Genomic DNA, 2,659 nt, shown 5'->3' with positions numbered 1-2,659 from the left:
TTCTGCTGGGTGGGCGTTTCGCTCTCGGTGTCGGGACGGGGGAGGCGTTGAACGAGCACGTGCACGGCGATGCGTGGCCGTCCTTCGAGGTACGGGCCGAGATGCTGGAGGAGGCCGTCGAGGTGATGCGCGAGTTGTTCACCGGGGAACCGGTCAGCCACCGCGGCTGGCACTACACCGTCGACAACGCCCGCCTGTACACCGTCCCCGACCAGCCGCTGCCGGTCTACGTCTCGGCGTTCGGGCCGAAGGCCGCCGAGTTGGCCGGCCGGATCGGGGACGGTTTCGTCACCATGACCCCGGACGCCGACCTCGTGGGCGCGTTCCGCGAGGCCGGGGGCCAGGGCAAGAAGGTGGTGGGCGGCGTGAAGGTGTGCTGGAGCAGCAACCGGGAAACGGCCGTGGACGTGGTGCACCGGCTGTGGCCGACCGAGCTGCTGCCCGGCGAGCTCGCCCAGCTCCTGCCCACCCCGGCGCACTTCGAACAGGCAAGTCAGCTCGTCACCCGCGACATGGTTGCCGACGCGGTCACCTGCGGCGACGACGTGGAGCAGCACGTGGAGACAGCGCGCGCATATGAGCGCGCCGGGTTCGACGAGGTCTACGTCGGACAGATCGGCCCCGATCAGGAGGTCTTCTTCGACGCCTACCGTGAGCTGATCCTGCCCGCCCTGAACCGCTGACCCGGTCTGTCCGACCTATGGCCGCTGAAGCCGCGTCCGCACACGGGAGAGGCCCCGCTACAGGGTCCGGCCCCGGCAGGTGGCCCCTTCGGGCGCAGACGCCTTCGAGAGGCAGAGGTGGTTGCGGCGGCACGGCAGGGTACTTCGCGGCGCCGGGGCGCTCGGCGCCGGCCGGATGCCCCGGGTTCTGGCACCTGACCGGCGTGCGAAGGCGTGCACTGTGAGAGCGGTCTGGCACCGGTTGCGCTTTGTGTGCGGGCGGGCGTGGGGGCGCGGGTTGGAGATCGAGCTGATGCAGCGTTCGCTGGCCTTCGCCGCGCTGTTCTTCGTGACCCTGGTGCCGTTGCTCATGGTCATCGCGGCGGCTTCCCCTGCCCGCGGCAACGGGATCGCCCAGTGGATCACCGACGGCCTGGGGCTGTCGCCGCGCGGTGGCCAGGCCGTCGAGACGCTGTTCAGTTCACGCGGGCAGGTCCTCAGCACGACCACCGGGTTCAGCCTCGCCGCGCTGGCTTTCTTCGGCGTCTCGCTGACGGGTGCGATGCAGGGCGCCTACGAGCGGATCTGGGGCCTGCCGCGAGGACCGTGGCACCGGGTGGGGCGCCAGGTCGTCGCGCTGGCCGGGCTGACCGGCTACCTCGTCCTCGCGGCCTGGAGCGGCGTGCCCTGGCAGCACACCGCCGTCCAACCGACCCTGCGGATCCTCGCCACGGTGCTGGGCGGTCTGCTGCTGTTCTGGTGGCTTCCGCGCTTCCTGCTCGGGGCCCGTGCCCCGCGGCGAGGGCTGGTGCCCGGGGCGGTGGCCACGATGGTCGCCCTGGCCGGTCTCCGGCTGTTCTCCCGGCTGGTCTTCGCCCCGCTACTGGTCTCCAACGCCGTTTCCTACGGCACGGTCGGCGCAGTCCTGGTGGTCCAGTCCTGGCTGATCGGGGTGGGCTTCACGGTGTACGGCGGAAGCCTCGTGGGGTGGGCGCTGTCCGGCGGCGACCGGTCAGCCGCGGGCGACGGTGGTGAGGGGGGCCGCGGCACACCGGCAGCCGGCGAGGAGCCGGCTGACGAGGCCGGCGGGGCGCCAGGCGGAACACCACCGGGCGAAGCGGACGACTGATCCGGTGCGGCACGGGACCAAGGCCCGCAGGCGGGCGAGGTCGGGTCTAGGGAGCGGGACGGCGAGCCGCCACCAGGTCGGATCCGGGCGCCCGCACAACACGCAGTCCTGCGGCATCGAGTTCCTCCGTGAGCTGTTCGGGCGGGACGGGCCACATGTCGAACGCCTCCCGGGCCTCGCGCAGGAGCTCCTGCGCGCGTTCGACGCGGTAGGTGAAGACCACGCGCAGGACGCCGCGATGGGGCCGTCGGGTGACGTCGGCGCTGTACAGGTCAGGACCCACCCGCACCGGGCCGAGCCGTCCCGCCGCCTCGCACCCGTCGGGCAGGCCGGCGGGCGGCGGATCGAACAGGAGCAGGCCACCGGGCAGGAGGGCTGCCGAGATCGCCTTCCAGGTGGCCCGCCTGGTCGGGGGATCCAGACAGGCGATCACGTTGGAGGCGACGGCCAGGTCCGCCACGGCCGTCAGGCCTGTCGCCGCGAGGGGCTCGGGGTGCACGGTGACGCGAGCGCGCTGGTCCGCCCCGAGGTGCGCCAGGCGCGACAGCAGGGCGGCGCGCATGGCCGGGGCCGGTTCGACGGCGTGGACGGGCACACCGGAGGCGCGCAGCAGGACCTCGGTGGCGGTGCCGGTGCCCGCGCCGACATCAAGGACGGCGTGGCGGGCCCGCGTGGCGGCCGCGGCGAAGCGCCGCTCGGCCAGACGGCGGTCGGTCTCGGCCTGCAGGAGATCGTAGAACTCCGCGGAGACCGCGTACCCGCCGTCGGGGGAGTCGTCGCGCTCGGTGTACGCCGAGACGATGCCGCGGGCCGAGCCGACCAGCGCCTGCATCGCGTGCGGCACCTCCAGCCGGCGCCGGTACTCGGC

The 2,659-nt window shown here is 73.2% G+C and carries 3 protein-coding genes; 2 read left to right on the top strand and 1 reads right to left on the bottom strand.

From position 1 onward, the window contains the following. A partial coding sequence (locus tag ACWDCZ_RS40170; protein ID WP_449818573.1) for a TIGR03557 family F420-dependent LLM class oxidoreductase occupies positions 1-683 on the top strand: 683 nt, incomplete at its 5' end. A 292-nt stretch (positions 684-975) separates the two neighbouring features. Then, a complete protein-coding gene (locus ACWDCZ_RS40165; RefSeq protein ID WP_259316321.1) occupies positions 976-1,791 on the top strand; it encodes a YhjD/YihY/BrkB family envelope integrity protein in 816 nt (271 codons plus the stop codon). Between the two features lie 46 nt (positions 1,792-1,837). On the opposite strand, the gene ACWDCZ_RS40160 is transcribed toward ACWDCZ_RS40165, so the two are convergent. Further along, the coding region (locus ACWDCZ_RS40160) for a class I SAM-dependent methyltransferase (protein ID WP_449818572.1) at positions 1,838-2,659 on the bottom strand (822 nt) is incomplete at its 5' end.

The organism is Kitasatospora sp. NPDC001225, from assembly GCF_053597855.1.
The sequence above is the reverse complement of the archived record's forward strand: the minus strand, read 5'-3'. Positions and strand labels throughout refer to the sequence as shown.

Coding starts and splice junctions, on each gene's coding strand:
- ACWDCZ_RS40165 (WP_259316321.1), top strand. CDS start 976: ATGCAGCGTTCGCTGGCCTTCGCCGCGCTGTTCTTCGTGACCCTGGTG.